The following is a 21,614-nucleotide window of genomic DNA, read 5'->3' on the forward strand; positions in this document are numbered from 1 at the left end:
ATAATCTTCTCGTGCGGCCCATTTCCCCCCTAGTCCTTCACGATAAATGTTGCCATTCTGGCTTATTATTGCTGTTACACGTTCTGGATGGTGCATGGCTATACGAAAGCCAATAGGGGCTCCGTAGTCAAAGACGTATAACGCATATTTAACAAGCCCTAGTTTATCGATGAAACTTTCAATAATTTCAGTAATATGGTCAAATGTATACTGGAAATCTTCTCTGTCAGGGGATGAGGAATTCCCGAACCCCGGATAATCAGGAGCAATTAAATAGTAGTCTTTTTCTAAAATAGGNCTTTTTCTAAAATAGGTATTAGCTCTCTAAACATATGACCTGCGGATGGAAAGCCATGAAGCAATAAAATTACTGGCCTGTTGGGATTACCAGCCTCACGATAAAATACATTTAATCCTTCTATCTCTAATGAATGATAAGTCGTCATACTGTAACCTCCTGTTTTCTTTATAAGGCCTGCCGCTTACTGAACTAATTGTAACTTCTCACAAATATCGTGTAAAATGATTTTATACGATTTGTAATATCAAAATTATCAATACTAATATGGAGGAATAACGGTGGACATCCGGGACTTGCAGATTTTCCTGGCAGTTGCGAACGAAGGAAGCATTACCAAAGCAGCCGAAAAAATGGAATATGTTCAGTCGAGTATAAGCATCCGTATCCAGCAGCTTGAAAAGGAACTGAAAACAGCGCTATTTCGTCGTGGGCGGCAAGGGGTTCGGCTCACAACAAGCGGAGAGAAGCTCAAGTCCTATGCTGAGATAATTGTCTTTCTAACTCAAGAGGCGGAACGAGTCGTGTCAGATAACTCATTCCCAACAGGGCCGCTTCGGATCGGATCGCTCGAAACCACAGCAGCGATTCGGCTACCGCCTATTCTCACTGAATATCATAAATCTTATCCAGAGGTGGATTTGGCATTAAAAACTGGAACGACGGAAGAACTCATCCATTTGGTGCTGAAATACGAGTTGGACGGAGCTTTCGTAGCTGCACCAGTTGATCGTGCTGAGCTCGATATTGCGGAGGTAGGGGTTGAGGAACTTGCGTTCATATCGGGAGGACAGTTCCCCTCAATTGACCAGGCTGAACAATTGCGAAATCTGACTTTATTGGTATTTCGTGTTGGGTGTTCATACCGACGAAAACTCGAGGATTGGTTGCGTTTGCAAGGAATTATTCCTGCTAAGATCATGGAGTTCGGAACACTGGAAGGAATCCTTGGATGTATTCATGCTGGTCTCGGGGTATCCCTTTTACCTCGCTCGGTGGTTGAAAGAGCGATGGTTAAATATAACTTGCGATCTCAAGAAATCTCGAAAGAGTTCAATAAAACCCCGACTCTATTCATACGTCGTAAAGATACATATGAAACTGCAGCTATATCCGAATTTATCCGGATTTCAAAACAGCGGTTTTGCTTCACTCAAGATCATTAAACCACGAAAGCGTTTCCTAATACATCTGACTCATTGTAATCCCCCTCATCTGTAAGAAAAGAACAACCATCCTATGCAGATGGCTGTTCTTAAAATGAACATGAAAAGTATGAAATTAACCTGATACACTCATTTCCTGCTCTTATTGTGGAGCCTGAACGGCTCCTAGAGTTTCAATCTTCACCTTATGGAATTCTGCTACCCCCTGACTGACGAATATAGCAAGCTTTCCTTGCTGAATATCGTACATTCTGGCACTCATCGCCACATCTCCACCGACATAAATTTCGCAAATCGTGTCGTCAATAAACACCTTCAACTCGTATTCCTGTTCCGGCAACAGCTTGATCGGACGTTCTAGCTCCACATCATAAGGGAAGGTTTTACCTCCCTCTTCAGATTGCATAATTGGCCCACGGAAGGTAATTCGGCTACGCTGGGGCTCAAGCGTGATATAGTAGGCAAAATCAAGACTTTCGCCTGCCCGAAGCATGAACCCCAAACCCTGGGTCAACCTTGAGAAACGAACGGTTGTAGAAATCTTGCACTGATCGGGCAGTTCCTCCTGTGTGATACAACCTGCAAAAGCATAAGGAGATTCACAAAGCAGCACATCGCCTGTGATCGACCAATCTCCTGCAATTCCCTCAAAACTCGTGGGGAACTGTTCGGTAAAGGCAGAGTCAACCGTTTCGGGTACGTTCACACCAAGTGTTCCATCCGGACGCTGAATAATTTCATGCACAACCATATTCCCACCCCAATCCCAGGTGTCATAATCTTTGCCTGAAGCTTTAGGCGGGTTCCAGCCGAACAGATCGTCATCCTTCGTCGGATTCCAGCCGAACAAATAACGCTTCTGTCCATCGGATACCGACTTGGCTGCATAATAAGCCCGTCCATCAAATGCTTCTTCTTGGGGTGTAATCCACGGTCCGTTCAAGGAACGGCTCATCCGGTAAAAGGTACCGAAACGCCCCGTGTATGAAGAGTAGATCAGGTACCACCAGTCTCCCATCCGGAACAGATCAGGGCATTCATGAGCTCCTACATGCAGGTTGGGAGCGTACAACGGCTCTCGGTATTCCCAATGCTTGAGATCCTTGGATGACAGCAAACCCGTGCAGCCTTTCCGGTTCGTCGGTCCTTTGGCCAGTGCTGCGATCAGCATCCAGTATTGCCCTTCTTCTTCATTCCAGAAAACAAAGGGATCACGCCAGTCCGCCAGTTCATAAATTTCGCCATCCGGACCAAAAGTGTCTTCAGGAATCGGCTCCCATGTTCGCAGATCCTTGCTGATGGCATGGCAGGCGAACTGCTTTCCATCGGGAAAGATACAATAGAACATGTGATAGACATCATCCACCTTGAGAATATGGCCAGTCCCGCCTTCGATTTTGCAAGCCCCATCTTCCCTGTAATTCACGAAATCCTTCGTTCCAAGCAAATGCCAACCGTGCTCAAGGCCTTCACGATAATTGTCTCTCCAGCCATGGAGATAAAAGAGTTTAAATTCCCCGTCTTCATAGTAGGGGATTACGTCCCCTACCCAAGCGCTTTCCGGACGATAAAAAAAATCTTTCATTAATTATTCCTCCCATTATTCTAAGTGGCTAAGCGTTCATTTAAAGATACCGGCATATAGGGATCTCTTGTGCCCCGATCCTGATACCAATAAACGGTGGCGGCATACAAACACTGGCTATTATGGCCCCACAGATTTCCTTTATATTTCTCAATATACCCTTCAAAGGAGTTCATGAAGGGAACATTGTCGCAAATTTGAAAGCGATTAACTGAGGTGTGTCCATTGGCATCCACTTCAACAAAGGGCTGACTGGCAAAGGCGCTGTCGAACATAGGGAACGGCGGTTCAGCCGCCCAGGCATAGCCAATATAGTCCTCACTGCCCGTTCCAAATGTGGATGGAAAGGTTTCGCCATCCACAAAAAATTTCTCATCTCCTTCTCCCCACCACCAGTCAATGGTTTTCCGGTCCCCTATCCCATACCACCAGGCTTCGGCTTCCTCATCCGGTTTCTCCCAGGTATTGTATACATGTAGGTGAACACCGCAGAATCTCCCCCGGCCTTTTGTCAGCAGCAGGGGCCAATCCGGCCAGCGGTCTCCGCCCTCCATGAAACGTTCGATATTCAAATCCAGATATTCATCCCGGTGCCATTTGGCATGAAACCGCAAGAGATTATCCGTAGAGGATTTCATTAATGATGTATATTGGAAATCAGCCGTTATCTCACATAGTTCCGTTCCGTCATTCTCAATTTCAATTCTTGCGGCTTCTGAAAATGGCATGTACCAATAACTGTACATTTCATGTTCATTCATTCCTAGAGGCAGAGAGCGGTAGGGTTTAATTCCCGGCGCGCTACCAAAAAAATCACCTAAAGGCGCCCATACAGAAGGAACTTCTTCATTATCCCATTTCATAGAGATGGTCAATTGTCTGGCCAACATCCGTTGCTGTTCCTCACTCTTTCGTCCAATATCTGTTCTGATGCGTATCATAGAAAGAGCGCCTGCCCCTTGTTTGTCAAATAGTACCGCTTTGCCGCCTGCCGGTACATTTACCGTTACAGTAGCACTTTCGTCAGAGGCTTCTTCTGCTTTTCTAAAATACTGGGTTCCCCTTTGCTGTAAAAGCCGGTCTGCTTCAGCAAGTGCAATTGCCGACTCCTTGTCGAGCCTGCCGTCAAAAGACGGTAGTGTAACTCCAGAAGGGAACGATGTATAAGTAATGTGATAATAAGCGCCCCAGCCTTTGTCCAGAAGTACTTTACAGTGCTCTTGAAAAGGTATGGGGATAAAGCAGTTTCTTCCGCGTGATAGCGTTGGCGCCAGATTGGGAAAGTTAGATGGTGCATCCTCCTGATTAAATCTGTCAAAATAATCCCGGAAGGGCTGATCGATCACAGGGGTATCGGAATGATCGATGTAGATCCGGATATGCCCATTCTCGGGAAGGGCTGACCAGAATCTCCAGATCACACCAGGACCATCCAATTCCATGGCAACAATACTCTCACCTTCCTTACGGATGAAACCTCCTCCGTCATCATTAGCCCCCCAATCCTCGTATAGGCCCGTCTCGGCATTATAAATAGATCTTCGGTCAAAGCTGGAGAAACAGCCGGATTTCTCATCAGCCTGCGGTGGGACAGCCAGAGCTTCAAGATCATATAGTCTTCTCACAAGGTCTTTATACGTATAAACCCTCTGCTCTCGATAAGACTCAGTCATACTGGGAACCCCTTCCTTAGAAAGATATATATTACTTACTCGCCTACTCGGTATAAAACAGAGAAAGCCGGAGTTATGGCGAAGACTGGCCATCACCTTGTTTCCCCGGCTTTCTTCTAGCAGTTATTTATTGACTTTTGCAAGCAATAGCGAGATGACTTGTGCACTCTCTGCACGATTTACTTGTTCATGCGGCATGAACAACTGATTCCCGCGGCCGCTGATTAAGCCAAGCTCCTGTGCAGCAGCGACTGAATCTGCAGCCCAGCCGCTGATTGTGCCAGCATCCTTAAACTTACTCAATCCATTAGCGGCAGCGTTCTGCCCTGTACGATACAGATACGCTTTGTAGATCATGACCGCCATTTCTTCACGGCTTATGGTTTCCTCCGGTGCAAAGGTATCTATGCTTCTTCCCGTTATAATTCCTGTTTCGTATGCCGCAGCAATGGAAGAAGCATACCATTTTGCTGGTCCAACATCCTTGAAGGCAGCTGTATTCGAAGCTTTGATTCCGAGTGCACGGGCGATCAAGGAAGCGAATTCAGCCCTGCTCACCTTTTGCTTTGGTGCGAATGCCGTTTCACTTACACCTAAGACAATTTGTTTGGCAGCCATACGTTTAATCACGTCATAGGCCCAATATGATGCATTAACATCTTCAAACGATTTGTCATAGGTAAGGACGCCAAACTTACTGAAATGATTCACATCCGACGTCCATTTACCACCTGAAAATGTTCCGCCCATATACTCCAGGCTGCCGTCATCGGCGATGTAATAGATGCCCGTCAGATCCTGGCGGGAATTCTCCTTTGCACTCAGCTTGATTGTGACGGGTTTGGAGAACTTCTCAAGCGTAAGCACCGTGCCGTCGGCCTTCACAATAGACAATTTGAAGCCGTAGACCTCTCCTATTGCTGAGATATCCGCATGATTCCTATTTCCGGCTCGTGCAAGCAGCACTTTACTTTGCTCTGAAGATAATGCATCCATTTCAAAAGAGATTTTCGACTGTTTGAGTTCGCTGTCAGTAACCAGCGCCTGCAATTCCTTTAATACCTCTGCAGGAACTTCGATCTCCACATCTGTGTTTTTAACTTTTAAAGCATTCTTGCCGTCATTAGCCGCTAGGGTCACAGGAAACAGCACCTGCCGCTCTCCCTTTGCCATCTCGAATGTCAAACTGCTCGGACTCTCCGGCTTACTTGCCGGAATTACTGGCTGACTAGGAGGACTGGTTGGATCGGTCGGATCAGTTGGATCGGTCGGATCGGTCGGATCTGTTGGATCAGTCGGATCGGTCGGATCGGTCGGGTCAGTTGGATTAGTCGGATTCTGCACCTTAACCGGTACATTGAAATCATCGACGTTAATATGTCCGAAACCGCCTGTGGATTGGTCAACCACCTTAATGTAAAGCTCCTCACCTATATACCTCGACGCATCCCAAATCTTCCGTTGATACTCCTCATAATTCGTGGCGGTCTCTTTAAATAATTCTTTCCCATCCGATACTCGAACCAACGCAACATACAGCTTATCAATATCACGCCCGCCACTGACAAGGAAGTTTATCTTACCGTTCCCCCCAAGGACGAAATTCTGTGATTTTAACGTTCCCGTTAAGCTGTCGCCGCCAGCTTTCTCATTAAACCCCCACAAATGATACCCGCCTGGAATTTTATGTGACGGGTTGAAGTACACCTTATTCCCGAAGAACTCTTGGTTCGTCACATGGATATTCTGGAAAGCGTCCCCTTCCGAAATCCAGCCTGTTAAGTCGCCTGTTGCAAAATCATGGTTGGGCAGATCCGTAATATCGGTATACACAGAGTTGTCCCAGTTATCAGGTACATCAACCGGAGCAGCCGGTTCTCCCGTTAGAGCGTTCATATTCCAAACTTCCATCGACTTGACCGTAATATTATTATCAGCCCAAACCTGCAATCCTAAGGAGTCGTATCGGCCCACATATACGCGGGTTGTCAGTTTTTTCTTATAGTTGGCAAAGGCTTCGATTACCGAACGATCGAGGAAGATATGAAGCTTTAGGTTCTCTCCGTCAAGATCCACATACCCGCCTTGAATGCCATCCACACGCACATCCGGGTCAATGCTGCTCTTGGTCCGATCCACATTAAAGGTCTTGTTTGTCTTGTCATAGTAAATTAATGTTTCTTCCTGACCATTATCGGAGCGCCGTACCTTAATACCGAATTTCTGGGCCTCTCCTGGATCAATATCCATCACAATCTCCAGCATGTCACCTTTGACATTCTGAATCAATTGATTAGCTGCAGCCAAATTTTTATCCTTGAAATCAACCAATTTATCTCCCCGGAGACTCTGCAGCTCCTTTATCGGCTCGATCCGCAATTCATCATGCTTATCCAGGCTCAGAGAAACAGGCAACGCCAAATTATGCGCCCATCCAGATTGATATTCGGCTTGCGGCGTTCTTACGTTCTGCACCATCGAGAACACGACTGTTCTTCCATCCGGTGTAACCAAACCACTCTCTGCGGTTAAGTAGCCATCGCCTACGTCCATTTTGGAAGGAGAATCTTGATCCGGAATAAATTTAAAGTTATCCCGGTCCCAAGTACCAATCCAATAGAAGACCTCGACATCTCTTTGGACATCGTCCGATGGTGGAACTTGCTCCGGCTTCTCATGGGGATTAATCATGAAAATATACTTTTGCTTGCCTGTGCTATCCTTGCCTAAGGGCAATAATACCGGCAGCTCCCAGACTGTCCCGAGTTCCGGATAACGGGTTCTATCACTTACGTATAAAGGCCCTTTATACTCCCAGTTGTACATATCGTCGGATTCATACACCAAAGCTGTGCCGCTGCTGAAGTCTGGAAGACCAGACGTCACTAGCTGATACCACTTATCCACTTCTTTGTCGTACCATACGAATGGATCACGGAATTCGTTATTGATGCCAACCCCGTTCTGCTCCGTTACCGGCTGTGGATACTTCACCCACTTTTCCAATTTGGGATCTGACAAATCGGCCGGGGTTGCCAGCCCTGTTCTTTGGTTCGGCGACAAAGAGTCGTTACCAGCGGTAAAAAACAGGACAGGATTTCCGTTTCGATCGTACGCCGCACTGCCTGACCAGTCGCCATCTGGATCAAGGGTCCCCGCTTCGGGCGCAAGTGCGGGTCTCACATTTTCCCAATGAACCATATCGTCACTCACCCAATGGCCCCACTGGATTTGATGCCAGTAAGGACCTTGCGGGTTATGCTGATAAAATAAATGATATTTACCGTTATAGTAAATCGGCGCATGTGCTTCATTCATCCAGTTTTGCGGAGGAATCGCATGGTACTGAGGACGGTGCTGATCTCCATCGAAAACACTTGGTTCCTCATCAATATCTCCATTCGGAATTTCCGGCACTAATCCGTTATGAAGCAGCTTTACGTCCTCGAATTGAGCAAGGATTTCTTGGCTGGAAAGCGCTTTGTTTTGCAGTTTCACTTCATCTATAAGACCGCAGAACATATTGAAAGAAAATAATCCTGCAAATTCTACCGCTTTATTATTTTTGCCGATAATTAGGTTCTCGGTAGATGGCGTAATTGGAACATTGATGGGGGTCGCTTGGGAAGCTACTTCTTCACCGTTCAGATATAGCTTAATCATTCCATCCTTTTTATCGAAGGTTGCGGCCACATAATTCCACTTGTATTTTTCCAGCGGGTGATCCTTTACCCATACTTGGATCCACTGACCGCCAATCCCGACCTGCATCGACCATGTGCCGTGCCGGTACATGCCAAGTGAAAAACCTTCCACTTTATCCTGATCGGACTGATTCACAATGGTAGATAGCTTGTTTCCATCTCCCCATTCATAACTGCGCGGCGCAACCCAGGCTTCGATAGTTAATGCGTCGCTAACAGGAATAGCATCCTTTGCATTAACTTCAATATAATTCGAGTATCCATCGAATAATAGGGCGCCGCCCTTCACTCCACGTGGAGTCCATCTTGGGTCCTTCGAATCCATATATCTGGCGTTGTTAAATACGTAGTTCACATCGTGCTCAATATTGCTTACTTGCTCAAGTGCTTTCTTACCTGAGCCTTCATCAAGGTTCATGTAGAAGATCGTGCCATATCCATGAGCTTTGAAATCGTCAACAGCAATGTGCGCTTTATCGGATTTATCAACGACCTTTACATAGAGCTCCGTATTATAGTATTCCTGCACTTTCCAGGAAACCTTTTCATTCGAACCAATAGCACCAGTCTTCATAATCATATTGTTGGTCTTAGCGTCGTAAAGTGCGACGTAGGCATCTTCCGGATTAAGGATGTCTAAAACCGTAAAGGTAATGATTCCAGTTCCCTGAAGCGTGAAAGTATTGGAGGTAATAGAGCCTTCTCCTTCCACTGAGGACGCGGCATAGAATGTCCCTTCCTTGCCATTTTTATCTTCATCGGTCACTTTAAAAGCTTGGCCTTCTACTATCCAGCTTTCGAAATTTCCAGTTTCAAAACTGCGATTCTGAATTTCAGTCGGCATAATATTATCCGCCATAACCCCGTCTTCTGGCACAAGTTCATTAAAGGTATTAATGGCGTCCATAAAGATAACTCCCCAATCCGAGGTTGCGTGATCGACGATTTCAAGATATAGTTTTTTGCCAATATACCTGGAAAGATCGGCTTTATACTGCACCATGTTCGCCATTCTCATGCCCTTTGCCGGATCCGGGAACCCTGACTCGTTAAATTCAGTATTACCGTATCTGGCAATCAAGTCTCCCGTATCCGCATCAATAACATTTACATACACTTGATCCGTATGCTTGCCGCCGCCCAGTCTGAATGAGATCCAACCGGTCCCTCCCAGTTCGAATGTGCTGGAGCGAAGCACGCCGGTCGCCGTTTCGTTGTACTTCCATCCGTTTAAATGATAAGTACCTTCTTGATTGTAAGGGATTTGTTCCGCCCACCAAGTAGTTTCATCCGATACGCTGCCTGGACCGAACGCTTCGCCTTCCACGACCGTCCATCCAGTCAAATCCCCGGTTTCAAAGCCCGGATTCTGAATCTGATACCGCTTGAAATCCGGCTTGATATCTTTGGCGATAATTCCATCAGTTGGCTCGGATTCATGATACATCAAGAAGGCATCCGCAAAAATCAATCCCCAATCCGATGTTGCATTATCGACGATCTCCACATATAGCTTTTTGCCTAAATATTCAGAAAGATCTGCCTTATACTGTTCCATGTTGGCAAGCCGCAAGCCCTGCTCGGGTTTCGGGAAGTTAACATCGGCAAAAGCACTGTTGCCGTATCTGGCAATAACTTCACCCGTATCTGCATTCACAATGTTTATATAAACCTTCTTCGTGTTCTTCCCGCCGCCAAGTTTGAAACTGATCCAACCGCTGCCGCCTAGTTCAAAGGTGCTGGAGCGAAGAACACCGGTTGCAGATTCGTCATACTTCCAGCCGTTTAAATGATAATAGCCTTCCTGATTGTACGGGATTTTTTCCGCCCACCAGGTGGTTTCATCCGATACGCTTTCCGGACCGAAGGCATTACCTCTAACAACTGTCCATCCAGTCATGTCTCCGCTTTCAAAACCTGGGTTCTGGATTTCATAGGGACTGGTTGGTTCAAGAACCGGCTTGATATTGGTGGCAACAATTCCGTCAGTTGGCTCGGATTCATGGTACATGAAGAAGGCATCCGCAAAGATAACCCCCCAATCCGAAGTTGCATTATCGACGATCTCTACATACAGGTTCTTACCCAAATATTTGGAAAGGTCTGCCTTATATTGCACCATGTTAGCAAGCCTCATGCCCTGCTCTGGATCTGGGAAGTTAACATCGGCAAAAGCGCTGTTACCGTATCTGGCAATTATTTGTCCCGTATCGGCTCTTATAATATTTACATTTACTTTGTCAGCGTTTTTCCCACCGCCAAGCTTGAAACTAATCCAACCGCTGCCGCCCAGCTCGAAGGTGCTGGAACGAAGCACACCGGTTGCAGATTCAGAGTACTTCCAACCGTTTAAATGATAAGCGCCTTCCTGGTTGTACGGGATTTTTTCATCCGACCAGGTAGTTTCGTCCGATACGCTATTCGGACCGAATGCTTCCCCTTCCACAACTGTCCATCCTGTCAAGTCCCCTGTCTCAAAGCCTGGATTCTGGATTTGATAGCGACTGGGGTCCGGCTTGATATTGGTGGCGACAATTCCATCAGTTGGCTCGGATTCATGGTACATGAAGAAGGCATCGGCAAAGATTATCCCCCAATCCGAAGTTGCATTATCGACGATTTCCACATACAACTTTTTACCCAAATATTCGGAAAGGTCTGCTTTATATTGCTCCATATTGGCCAGACGCAAGCCATTGTCGGGATTGGGGAAGCCCACGTCAGCAAAAGCGCTGTTACCGTATCTGGCAATCAAATGTCCGGTATCGGCATCAACGATATTTATATATGTCAACTCAGAGTTCTTCGCGCCGCCAAGCTTGAAGCTGATCCAGCCGCTACCACCCAGCTCAAAGGTGCTGGAACGAAGCACACCTGTCGCTGATTCGGCATTCTTCCAGCCGTTTAAATGATAAGTGCCTTCCTGGTTGTACGGGATTTCCTCCGCCCACCAGGTCGTTTCATCCGATACGCTAGTTGGACCAAACGCAGTGCCCTTGACAATAGTCCATCCCGTCAAATCTCCAGTTTCGAAACCTGGATTCTGGATTTGGTAAACTGCATCTGTGACTGATGTTTCTATGACATTTGGGATAAACGCTTCTCTTGAGTCAGTTCCCGATTCCGCTAAGGCCGATATACCAGGAGCAATAAGCTGGAGAAACATTGCTAATAAAACCAACCTTGCAGTCCAAGATATTCCTCTCTTAACTTCCCTCATTCAAGAGCCTCCTTATAATTTCTTTATCATGCAACATCACAGTGCTCCACTTTTACAAGAGATTTGAAAAATATGGAATAATAGTTAATTTGAATAAAACGCTTCCATTCCCTGATATATGGCTATTAATGCCCTTACCCAGGTGTTATCGAGCGCCAGAAAACCTTGACTACCACAACTTATAACCAGCTTCTATAAGAATTTTGTACCACTGTTCCCGTGTCATTTTCGAACCAGAGACTGACCGGATGGCCCGTTCTATGCGCTCCTTGTTTCCGGTACCCAAGACGATGGCGGGGTTGGACGAGTGTCTAAATATCCATTTGTATACGACTTCGTCGACATGTTCCATTTCTAGCTCCATGCGGATGCTTTCCAGGACGTTCCTCATGCTTTTCTCTTTCGGATTACCCGGCTTAAAAATTCTCCCCCCAGCCAATGGCGACCATATCATCGGAGAAATACCTGCCTTCAGGCAATGTGTCATCGTACCGTTAATGTAATTTTCAATCCCCAAAGGATTGAGCATGAATTGATTCGTGACAAATGGAATGTCGGTATGCTTCTGCAAAGTATCAAACTCAATCGGATTATGATTGGACAAGCCGAAATATTTCACTTTCCCCTCGTTTTTGAGCTGTTGAAGCGTTTCATTTAGCTCGGCCGGATCGATCAGCAGATCAAACATATGGATCAGTAAAATATCGACATAATCACACTGAAGCTTAATCAACGATTCATTTACCTGTGCCAGGATGTACTCTTTATCCGTATTGAAGAATCGGGTGTTGATTCCAGGATTTTTGGCATTCGGGACACAGATGTCGCACTTGGTGATGATTTGGATCTTCTCCCGCAGGGATGGTTGCATGTGAAGCGCCTCACCAAATAACTCCTCGTTTTTATGCTCGCCTCCGTAAATATCCGCATGGTCAAAGGTTGTAATCCCCCGTTCCAGACACCACTCTATGAACTGGACCATTTCTGCAGTGCTTAACTTCCAGTCGCTCATCCTCATGCACCCGATGACTAGCTTGGAGATTGAAAGTTGCTTGTTTAAATGAACCTTCATTTCTGCCACCGCCTACTCGTATTGTCCTCCAAGTGTGTAGAAGCGCTTAAGCGCTTCTACTACCAAATGGATTTCATATCCCATATTTCAATGGATTTGACAACTGGTTCCCCATCGCTCCAAATTCGGAGTCCCAGAGCATCAGGCCGGCTCGGGTATACCCGGGTTGTCAGACTTTTCAATCCGTTAGCATAGACTTCGACCATGGAGCGATCCAAATAGATGTGCAACTTCAGATTTTCTCCGAGCAGTTCCAGCTTACCACCCTGAACTCCGCCGCATTTTTCCTCCGGATATTGTGTTGTTTTTGACCGATCCACCGAGAGCATCGCTTCATTTAAATCATAATACAGCAGCGTTTCTTCCTCTCCATCCGGCGACCGCCGGACCTTGATTCCGAGTTGTTTCGCACTGCCCGGCTCCAGTTCTAATTGAATCTCAAGCATGTCGCCTAGAACATCCTTGAGCAGATCATTAGCTTCAACCAATGACTTGTCCCGGAGTGATAATCGTTTCTCGCCTCGCAGCGATTGCAACTCCTGAATCGGCTCGATCCCCAGCCGTCCATCCTCCCGCAAATACACGCTTAACGGTAAACCTCCGTTATGAGCCCAACCCGATTTATATTCCAGCTCGGACGTACGGTCACCTTGGGCAATTGTGAAAACAATATTTCTGCCCGTCTTCGGATCAACCATGCCGCTCGGACCGGTAAAATGGAAATCACCGACATCAATCAATTGAGGTTCCTCTTGATCCGGTATGAATGATACATCGTTCTTGTCAAACTGTCCGATCCAATAGAACACCTCGACATCGGCGCCTGCTCCCACAGGGCTGACCAGCAGAAGATGCTTGTTCTCACCCTGTTTATCCGTTCCAAGGGGAAGAAGCACAGGAAGCTCCCAGATAGGTCCAAGATAAGGGAATTTCTGAATATCAGCCTGATAAAAAGGTCCTTTGTACGTCCAATTCAACATGTCCTCTGACACAAATGCCAGCGCTGCTCCGCCTCCGCCTTCGATCCCCGACCCAACTAAAGCATACCAGCCGTCCTCATCCTTCCACACGAACGGGTCCCGGAAATCTCCAAATGCCCCCATTCCCTTCTGCTGTACGATCAGCGGCTCCGGATGTTTGATCCACCTAACCAGATCAGGGTCTCCATCTTCGGAAAATGTGCTTCTGGCAAGCGCCACACTCTGATTCGGTGAAGCACTGTCATTACCCGCCGTAAAGAACAGGACAGGAAGACCGTTCGCGTCATAGGTTGCGCTTCCCGACCAGATCCCGTCCGGTGCGAGTTGATCCTTCTCAGGCGCCAGAGCTATAGGAAGGTCACGCCAATGCACCAGATCCTTACTTACCCAATGTCCCCAATGAATATGATGAAAGAATGGACCTTGCGGGTTGTGCTGATAGAACAAATGATATTGTCCTTCAAAATAAATCGGCGCATGCGGCTCATTCATCCAATGGGCTGGCGGGCTGACATGATATTGCGGTCTGTGCCGGTCCGCCAGCAGGGGTGTACGATCCAGCTTGATGTCATCATATTTCACTTGCGGCACGGTGTCTCCAGGTGCGGAGTCCAGCACCTCCTGATAAGAAGCGGCGACTTCCTCATTACTCAGGGCTCGGTTATAAATCTTCAGCTCATCCATTATTCCGCCGAACATATGAAGGCTGAACACTTCTGCAAGCTTGCTGCTGTGATTGTTCCTGCCGATGAGCAGATCCGTGTCCACCGCCGCAGCCATGCGAGAACCGCAGGGCACAGCAACCGAAGCGATTTCGCTGCCGTTGAGAAACAGCTTAATTTCTCCATCGTCCCCACTGAACACAGCGTTTAGGTAAGACCACTCATTCTTCGGCAGCTCATAGCCGTCCGGCGACCAAATTTCCTTCCATTCTCCTCCCTCAAGCCCAATTTGGAAGGACCAAGAGCCATGACGGAACATCCCAAGTAGGTATCCCTGTTTGACCTCCTTATTGTGCTGGTTCACGATAGCGGCCAGCTTGCCTTCATGTCCCCACTCATAGGTGCGCGGGGCAACCCATACTCCGATACTGAGAGCCGGGAGATATTCCGGTCCGCTATTCCGCCCATCCTTGTGAGCGGGATAGGCAATGTATGAGGAGTAACCATCGAAGAGGAGCCCATTTCCCGACACTCCCTGTCTCCACGGCGGAGAACACGATTCGGTAAACTCCGCCTGGTTAAATACGTACTGGACATCATCCATGATTCCGGATACGCTCTCCAGAGCACTTGCTCCGCTTCCTTCATCAAAGGCCCAATACATCATTAACCCTTGATTATCAATTGTTCCGCTCATACATTAACCCTCCCTGATTTCTGCTCTGTGCTGCCTCCATGTGTATAAATGGAATGAAGAGTATGGATATGAAGCGAATGAAGTCCAGCGTTCCCATTCTCTGTGCTTATTGTGACATTGTCGATCGGTTCATCAGGGAAAATGAGATCGGTTAGCGCAACCAATCCATCATTTGCAAACACTTCAACCACACTGCGATCCACCCAAATACGCAACTTGATGTTACCATTCACCGGAACTAATCTGGCGCCATGCTTGCATGCAAATGACGGGTTGAAGCCAGTCACACCCGACTTCGATCGGTCAATGAATAACCACTCGCGCTCAGGGTCGTATCCGATAATCGTCTCACTCTGCCCTGAAGACTTCAATTTGATATGAATCTCGTCTCCGGAGCGGATATCGATGTTCGCTTCAATCTCCAGCAGATCATCGCTAGTTTTGTGAATAAATGGAGCCTCGTGTGTAACCGTTACATCACTCCAGGAGTGTGACTCTTTCCGGAGTTCCTCTATTCCCTGGACTGGCATTTGAGTAAGAACTACACTTCCGTTCTGGCTGGTCAGGGACAACACGCGGGGGAGAGTCATTGCGCCTCGCCAGGAAGCAGTAGGAGTCTGGTTGGCATACCTCCAATTGCTCATCCATCCGATGATCACACGGCTCCCGTCCTCTTTTGGAATATCCGACCAAGACACTGCCGCGTAATTATCCCGTCCCTCATCCAGCCAAAGAACTGTATCAGGAGTATTGTCATTTACAAATTCCCAGCCATCAAAGCTTCCAATGTAATATTGGGTTTTGGAGCCTTCTGGACAATCTGGATTATCTCCGATACTTACGATCAATACCCATTTTTTCTGATTGGATCCATCAATTGATAATTCAAATAGATCCGGACATTCCCACACCCCGTAGTGTGAACCCTCCGACTTCCCGAATTCACTGGCAAAATCCCAATCCTTTAAGTTAGCGGAACGGTAAAAGCGGATATGATCGCCACATGCAAGCGCCATTACCCAAACGCCAGCTTCCTCCATCCAGAAGACTTTAGGATCACGAAAGTCGGTGATTTCGGTATCGGACAGGATCGGATTTCCCGTGTAAAATGTCCAGCTCCTGCCTTTGTCCTTACTGTACGCTAAGCTTTGGCGCTGTCTCGGTCTGTCTGAATTTGGATATATATCCGCATGGGTGAATATAGCCACCAAGCCTGCCCCGCCATCAAAGAATCCGCTAATATCCTTCCAATCCACAACTGCGCTTCCAGAGAAGATGGCACCGTTATGATCCGGCGCCAAGGCTATAGGAAGCGTTTCCCAGTTAACCAAATCCTTGCTCACAGCATGGCCCCAATGCATAGGACCCCATTTGGTGCTTTCGGGATGGTACTGGTACATCAAATGGTACTCTCCTTCAAAGTAGACCATTCCGTTCGGATCGTTCAGCCACATAGCTGGTGGAGAGTAATGAAATTGGGGTCTGTAAGATTCTTTGGAGTAATCCGTGGCGGTCGATTGAACTAATGTAGCAGCCTGCTTAAAGGTTGGAATGGCCGGTATGGCTCCTTTTCGTGTCGTCGTCAGAGCACCCACTGCATTAGCAAAGCTTACAATGGGGATCCAGTCCTGATCTCTGACCTGTTCAATACAGCATCCTCTCTCGAGCAGCTGATACAGGAAACCGCCAAGGAACGCATCTCCCGCTCCGGTGGTGTCCACGGTATCTACTTTGTAACCGGGAACATCCGCCCATCTGGAGCCGGGTCCAAACCGAACAAAGCAACCTTTTTCTGCCTTGGTCACCAGGATCACCTTCACCTGGAATTGGGTTTGAATTTGACGGGTTCCCTCTTCCAAATCAGTAAGTCCTGTAATAAACTGAAGTTCCTCTTCGGAAACTTTGACAATATCCGCAAGAACAAGCCCTTCTTTAATCTTGATTTTCGCCTGCTCCAAATCCTGCCAAAGCGCAGGTCTCAGATTGGGGTCAAATGAAATCAGAGCTCCATTCTCTTTCGCCTGGATGCACGCTTTTAGGGTTGCACTTGCAGAAGGCTCATGAGTCATTGATACGGAGCCGAAATGAAAGATTTTCGTACCTTTGATCTGTTCCAGGTCTATATCATCAATTCCTAAAAGCATATCGGCACCAGGGTTACGGTAGAAGCTGAATGAACGGTCACCGTCTTCTTTGAGATGGACAAAAGCCAGCGTTGTCTTGGCATGGCTTTCCTTCACCAAACCCTTGGTATTCACACCATTTTCATGCAAAACCCGAGCAAGATATTCTCCAAACTGATCGTTACCGACTTTGCCGATAAATGCCGTGGATTTCCCAAGTTTGGACAACACAACAACCACATTCGCAGGGGCTCCGCCGGGATTGCATTCAAATAGCTGCTCCCCCTTCTCAGACAATCCTGCTGGAGTAAAATCTATTAGTACTTCTCCTATTGCTGTAATATCAACCATATGTTTCTCCACTCCTAGTCTATCATTTATATATACGTTTCTAATCCGAAAACACATGTAGCAAGCCTGAGTGAAGGCCTCTCATCCAGGCTTGCTACATGCCTTACCTTTCCTGTTTATTTTAGGGCTGCGAGATAACGATCATATCCATCTTGGTATACCTTCATTAAATCGTCCAAGCCCATATCTTTAAGGGAGGCCAGATAATCGCTCCACTCGGAGTCAGTGACCCCTTTCAGCATGAATTTGGCGCGCATGGAGTTCGTATAAGTTTGTATCTCCGGTTTCAGCTTTTCAATAGTCTTCAACTCATCTTCTGTAAAGAAGATATTCGGGTACTTCTCTTTCTGCATTTGAGGTACAAAAATATTTTTGATATCATCCAGTCTTTGCTGTGCCCGTGCTTCCGGAGGTGCAATGTTTTGGAAGTCTTCACCAGTGAAGACACCTCCTCCACCTAGTGATACTTTTTGACGGAACTCACCCGGATTGCTGATATCCGACTTCTGTACCAGTTTGCCATCGGCAGTTTTCTCAAACCATTCACCAATAGGGCCCCAACGGACTTCCGCGGTGGTTTCCGGTTTGTATATCAAATCCAACCATGCGGCAATCAAGGCTGGATTCTTTGCTGCTTTCGTAATCACCGAACCTCCTCTAGAAAGTGCGGAACCATTGTTCCATTTGACAACCATATTTTTAAACGGGGGGACGATAGGATAATGTTTATCACGTTCAGGACCTACTACGTCCGTATGATCCCACCAGAGAAATGAGCCAAGGGTTTCCGGTTCTGTCTTCCCTTTCGCATAATATTGCGTGTATTCTTGAGTGAAGGATTCTGGATCAACAAGCCCCTCTTTTACCCATTTCGCAATCTCGTTTACAGCATTTTTATATCCATCTTGAATAGCTGCGTAAGAAACCTTGCCATTGTCTACATTCAAATGCTCAGCATATGCGTTGTTAGCAGGTTGATAGGTTTTGTCTGGTACTCCGAAGGCCCCGAAAAGATAACCGATATCACCCGTCCAGAATGCATTGACGAAGGATAGCGGGATTTCATCTGCTTTACCGTTGCCATTCGGATCTTTGGTTTTAAAGGCAACCAATACATCATGATATTCCTGAAGGGTCGTTGGCATTGATAACCCTAGCTTTTTCAGCCAATCTTCATTTATATAGAGGAAATCAGGGTTGGCACCAATCTCCTCTTGACCGGTCCCTAGCTCCTCACCCGCAGGAAGGGAATAAATATTGCCGTCTGGGGCAGTAACCTCAGCTTTGATATCCGGTCTTTTGTCAAATAACGCTTTCAAATTGGGCATGTGTTTGTCAATCAAATCATTTAGAGGTATAATAGTGCCGTCCTTACCATATTTCATCAACTCTGTATCTGTGAACCCGGCTCCGAAGAACATTTCAGGCAAGTCGCCACTTGCTATGAGTAGATTCTTCTTCTCGTTGTAATCTGTCTCAACAATGGTATTCCAATCGATATGAACATTTGACATTTCCTCAAGTTTTTTGGCCATGGTCATTTCGTTATAATCGCTTGGAGCCAGCGGAGCTCTGCGGGCAACCACCTTTAAGGTGGTTTTTTCTTTCAGTGGAAACTGAATGGATGCACTGTCGTCCGCTTGATTTCCACTATTCTCTGTATTCGTACCTGCCTTACCATTGTTGCTGTTGTTGTTGTTGCTGTTACAGGCCGTTGCAAACATGGAAACGGCCATTATTACTGCCAAAAGACCCACAGCTTTTTTGTTCATCCTTCTTAACCTCCCTGATAAATCTGCTCATATCATACTCTCTTGAACCTGACTCGGGATTTACCAGTCCCATTCTAATCCAGTTTCACAACACCTCCTTAACGACTATCTGACAAGCTAGGCCTTATCCTTTCACCGAACCCACCATTACCCCCTTAACAAAATACCTTTGCAGAAATGGGTATAAGGCCAGTAGCGGAACTGCGGAAACGATAATAACTCCGAACTTGATCAATTCCGTTACCCGCTGCTTGGCTAGCATGTTGTCAATATCCATAAGCATATTCCCAGATGGCTGGCTTTGGATCAGGATGTTGCGAAGGACCAGTTGCAACGGAAACTTATTACCATCGCTCAAATAAATTAGAGCATCGAAGAATCCGTTCCATTGGCGCACGACTGCAAAGAGGACAAGAACTGCAATAATCGGTTTAGATAAGGGAAGAACAATACTCCATAAGTATCTGAGGTTCCTTGCTCCATCAATGGCAGCTGCCTCTCTCAATTCTTCAGGTAATTCCTCAAAAAAAGTTTTTGCTATGATAATCAGGAAAGCATCCATTGCACCAGGGAGAATGACCGCCCACATCGAGTTCATCAAATGCAGATCTTTTACAACCAGATAAGTAGGAATAATGCCGCCGTTAAAGAACATCGTAATGATAAAAAAAGTCATAATTACATTTCTGCCATAAAAATCTTTCCTCGAAAGCGGATAAGCCGCCATAATGACGAGAGTTGTACTGACAAATCCATTCAGCACCGCGTAGAGAATGGAGTTCTTATAGCCATTCCATATTGAACTGTCGCTGAAAATCCTTTCATATCCATCAAAGGTTATATTTTTCGGCAGTAACCATACATCACCGGAATAAATTGCGTTTGGGTCACTTATAGAAGCGATCACTATAAAATATAAGGGATAAAGAATCATTAAGGTGAAGCAGCCTAGAAACAAATAATTAATAATATCAAATGTCAGATCAGCTTTCGTTTTTCTCTTTAACATGGTTTCTCCCCTTCTTCTTACAGACGTTCTTCGCTCCTAAAACAAGCCCTTGCCGCTTATTTTCTTGGTAGTTTTATTTACAATGACCAGAAGTATAAGGTTTATCACTGAGTTAAACAGTCCGATCGCTGCCGAAAAGCTGTATTCCGCTCGCTGAATCCCCACCTTGTATACGTAAGTCGGAATAATCTCAGATGTAGCGACATTCAAATCAGTCTGCATAAGGAAAGCCTTTTCAAACCCAACATTCATTAAATTGCCAACAGCCATAATGAACAAAACAATAATAGTAGGAGCAATACCCGGTAAATCAATATGCCGAATCCGATGCCATTTGGATGCACCATCCATAACCGCTGCTTCATGCAAATGGGGGTCGATCCCTGCTAGGGCGGCCAGATATATAACTGACGCAAATCCGGTTTCCTGCCATACGGATGAGAATATGTACAGAGGCCTGAACCATTTTTCCTCTCCCATAAACATAATCGGATTGCCGCCGAAGGCGGTTACAATATGATTAATCAAGCCGCTGGTAGGGGACAGAAAGATGAACAGCATACCGACCAATACGACAGTTGAAATGAAATACGGCGCGTAAATCGTTGTTTGGATGAACTTTTTCATCTTTTGCTGTCTCAATTGATTCAGCATAATCGCTACAATAATGGGAAATGGAAAAGCTATAGCTAAATTGAGCAAGCTTAGTAAAAGAGTATTTCCTACGATTTGTTTAAAGTTATACGACTCAAAAAAACGTTGAAAATGTTCCAGCCCTACCCACTCACTGCCCCAAACCCCTTTGGAAGCTACAAAGTCTTTAAAGGCGATTTGAACCCCATACATAGGCCAGTATTTAAAAATTGCAAAATAGGCTATTGGGATTAAAATCAGTAAATACAATTCATAATTCTTTTTCATTTTCCCAAGCATGCACTTTTTCCTCCATCTCCAAGGTAATCGATTACGTGGTAGACAAGAGCATTTTTTATAATTTTTGTAAGCTCCCCCTGCTCAAATGGTAAAGTTGACATGTGCTCTGATTATTTTACAATAAGTGAACTTATTTAATAAAAAACACAATTGCCAAAATCCTTATTCTTTAAGCAAGTAATCGTTTGCGTAATCGTTTTTATACAGTCATTTTATTCGTTTTTGATAGCGTTGTCAATAAATTTTCTTCCCCTTGAAGTTCTTCTTCCGATTGCCCAACATCCAGTTTATGAATCGAGTAGGAGGGGGCGGCAAGCCCCCGTCCTCTCACACCACCGTACATGCGGGTCCGCATACGGCGGTTCCAAA

The 21,614-nt window shown here is 46.1% G+C and carries 11 protein-coding genes; 1 reads left to right on the forward strand and 10 read right to left on the reverse strand.

Annotated features, from left to right (window positions below):
- On the reverse strand, positions 1-294 hold a 294-nt coding region (locus tag KIH86_RS29410; protein WP_322098659.1), incomplete at its 3' end, for an alpha/beta fold hydrolase.
- Positions 295-579: 285 nt separating this feature from the next.
- On the opposite strand from KIH86_RS29410, the gene KIH86_RS02975 reads away from it, so the two are divergent.
- Positions 580-1,464: a LysR family transcriptional regulator gene (locus KIH86_RS02975; protein ID WP_223084172.1), complete on the forward strand. Its 885-nt coding sequence runs from the start codon at positions 580-582 to the stop codon at positions 1,462-1,464.
- A 142-nt stretch (positions 1,465-1,606) separates the two neighbouring features.
- Here KIH86_RS02975 and KIH86_RS02980 read toward each other — a convergent pair whose 3' ends face one another.
- From KIH86_RS02980 to KIH86_RS03035, 9 genes are all read right to left on the reverse strand, one after another.
- Positions 1,607-3,049 carry a glycoside hydrolase family 32 protein gene (locus tag KIH86_RS02980; protein WP_223084173.1) on the reverse strand — a complete coding sequence of 481 codons (1,443 nt, stop codon included), beginning with the start codon at positions 3,047-3,049 and terminating at the stop codon, positions 1,607-1,609.
- A gap of 20 nt (positions 3,050-3,069) precedes the next feature.
- The gene (locus KIH86_RS02985) at positions 3,070-4,722 is read right to left on the reverse strand and encodes a glycoside hydrolase family 172 protein (RefSeq protein ID WP_223084174.1); all 1,653 of its coding nucleotides are present in this window, start codon (positions 4,720-4,722) and stop codon (positions 3,070-3,072) included.
- Positions 4,723-4,845: 123 nt separating this feature from the next.
- Entirely contained in the window at positions 4,846-11,646 is a 6,801-nt protein-coding gene (locus KIH86_RS29415) for a GH32 C-terminal domain-containing protein (protein ID WP_235775237.1), read from the reverse strand.
- 169 nt (positions 11,647-11,815) lie between these two features.
- Positions 11,816-12,718 (reverse strand): aldo/keto reductase, encoded by a 903-nt coding sequence (locus KIH86_RS03010; protein ID WP_223084175.1) that lies wholly within the window; start codon positions 12,716-12,718, stop codon positions 11,816-11,818.
- A gap of 59 nt (positions 12,719-12,777) precedes the next feature.
- Positions 12,778-15,057 carry a GH32 C-terminal domain-containing protein gene (locus KIH86_RS03015; RefSeq protein ID WP_223084176.1) on the reverse strand — a complete coding sequence of 760 codons (2,280 nt, stop codon included), beginning with the start codon at positions 15,055-15,057 and terminating at the stop codon, positions 12,778-12,780.
- Positions 15,054-17,531, reverse strand: a complete 2,478-nt coding sequence (locus KIH86_RS03020; RefSeq protein WP_223084177.1) for a PfkB family carbohydrate kinase — start codon at positions 17,529-17,531, stop codon at positions 15,054-15,056. The genes KIH86_RS03015 and KIH86_RS03020 overlap by 4 nt, the downstream gene beginning before the upstream one ends.
- 116 nt (positions 17,532-17,647) lie before the next feature.
- Positions 17,648-19,303, reverse strand: a complete 1,656-nt coding sequence (locus KIH86_RS03025) for a type 2 periplasmic-binding domain-containing protein (protein ID WP_223084178.1) — start codon at positions 19,301-19,303, stop codon at positions 17,648-17,650.
- A gap of 124 nt (positions 19,304-19,427) precedes the next feature.
- On the reverse strand, positions 19,428-20,312 hold the full coding sequence (locus KIH86_RS03030) for a carbohydrate ABC transporter permease (RefSeq protein WP_223084179.1): 885 nt from the start codon (positions 20,310-20,312) through the stop codon (positions 19,428-19,430).
- A 36-nt stretch (positions 20,313-20,348) separates the two neighbouring features.
- Positions 20,349-21,245 carry an ABC transporter permease gene (locus KIH86_RS03035; RefSeq protein ID WP_223084180.1) on the reverse strand — a complete coding sequence of 299 codons (897 nt, stop codon included), beginning with the start codon at positions 21,243-21,245 and terminating at the stop codon, positions 20,349-20,351.
- Positions 21,246-21,614: the final 369 nt, after the last annotated feature.

Origin of the sequence: Paenibacillus sinensis (assembly GCF_019904155.1) — a bacterium.
GTDB lineage: Bacteria > Bacillota > Bacilli > Paenibacillales > Paenibacillaceae > Paenibacillus_AQ > Paenibacillus_AQ sinensis.